Origin of the sequence: Miniimonas arenae, assembly GCF_006351005.1 — a bacterium.
Taxonomy (GTDB): domain Bacteria; phylum Actinomycetota; class Actinomycetes; order Actinomycetales; family Beutenbergiaceae; genus Miniimonas; species Miniimonas arenae.
Window position 1 is genome coordinate 1 of sequence record NZ_VENP01000126.1, and the last position, 1,529, is coordinate 1,529.

At 73.4% G+C, this 1,529-nt stretch carries 2 protein-coding genes; both read right to left on the bottom strand.

Annotation, left to right across the window (positions count from 1 at the left end):
- Window positions 1–365: GTP-binding protein (locus FH969_RS14885; RefSeq protein WP_425462473.1), on the bottom strand; the 365-nt coding region annotated here is incomplete at its 3' end.
- A gap of 229 nt (window positions 366–594) precedes the next feature.
- Window positions 595–1,529, bottom strand: a 935-nt coding sequence (locus FH969_RS14890; RefSeq protein ID WP_139987983.1) for an ATP-binding cassette domain-containing protein, incomplete at its 5' end; no start/stop codon positions are given.

Consider the following 1,529-nt stretch of genomic DNA (forward strand, 5'->3'; position numbering starts at 1 on the left):
CCCTCGCTCGCGTCGACGAGCAGCACCACGCCGTCGACCATCGACAGGCCGCGCTCCACCTCGCCGCCGAAGTCGGCGTGGCCGGGGGTGTCGATGACGTTGATCGTCACGCCGTCGGGCTGACCGGCCGCGGCCGCCGCGGGACCGGAGTACCGGATCGCGGTGTTCTTCGCGAGGATCGTGATGCCCTTCTCGCGCTCGAGGTCGCCGGAGTCCATGGCGCGCTCGTCGACGTGCGCGTGCTCGCCGAACGCGCCCGACTGCCAGAGCATCGCGTCCACGAGGGTCGTCTTGCCGTGGTCGACGTGCGCGACGATGGCGACGTTGCGCAGGTCGGATCGGACGGCGGGCATAGGTGTGCTCATCGGGTCATCTCTGGTCGAGGGTGGCGCGCGCAGACGGAGGCGCCGTGACGGCGGACCCGCAGCGGCCGGGGACCGGTCGGGCGCCGCGTCAGTCTACTCCGCAGACCGCTGACACCCGCCGCGGGACGGTTGTGCCGGTCGACACATCGCGCCCGACGGCGGAGCACGCGCCGGGCGCGGACCGAACCTCTCCCCGGCGCGCCACGGCGCGCAACGCAGGTCGGGCGCGTCAGAACTGCCGCGGCGTGTCGCTCCGGCTCTCCGCATCGAGCGCGTCGGGCTGGACCTCGGCCCCTGCCGCCGCTCGGGCGTCCAGCGCCAGCTCCTCGGCGGCGAGCTCGGCCGCCTGCGCCTCGAGGATCGCGTCGCGCGCGATCCGCCGCTTGCGCTGCTCCTCCGGGTTCGGCACGGGCACCGCCGCGAGCAGGCGCTGGGTGTAGGGGTGCGCCGGTGCGGTGACGATCTGCTCCGAGTCGCCCACCTCGACCAGCTTGCCCTGGTGCATCACCGCGATGCGGTCGGACAGCAGCTCGACCACGGCGAGGTCGTGGCTGATGAAGAGGCACGCAAACCCGTGCTCGCGCTGGAGCTCCTGGAAGAGGTCGAGCACGGTCGCCTGGACCGAGACGTCCAGGGCCGAGGTCGGCTCGTCCGCCACGAGGATCTGGGGCTCGAGGCTCAGCGAGCGCGCGATGCCGACGCGCTGGCGCTGGCCGCCGGACAGCTCGTGCGGGTAGCGGTTGCGCATGGCGCGCGGCAGCTGGACCTGGTCGAGCAGGCGCTCCACCTCCCGGGCCAGCGCCTGGCCCTTGATCCCGCGGTGCAGCATGAGCGGCTCGCCGATGCTCTCGCCGATCGGGAGGCGCGGGTTGAGCGAGGAGCCCGGGTCCTGGAACACGATGCCGACCTTGGTGCGCAGCGGCCGCAGGTCCTTCAGCGTCGCTCCGACCATCTCCTGGCCCGCGACGGTGAGCTGGCCACCCGTGACGGGCAGCAGGCCCACCACGGCGCGGCCGATCGTGGTCTTACCCGAGCCCGACTCGCCGACCAGCCCGAGCACCTCGCCGCGCCGCAGGTCGAAGGACACCTCGTCCACGGCCCGGAACGCGGGGTGCCGACGCCGGCCGGGGTACTCGATGACCATGTCCCGTGCGCTCAGCACCA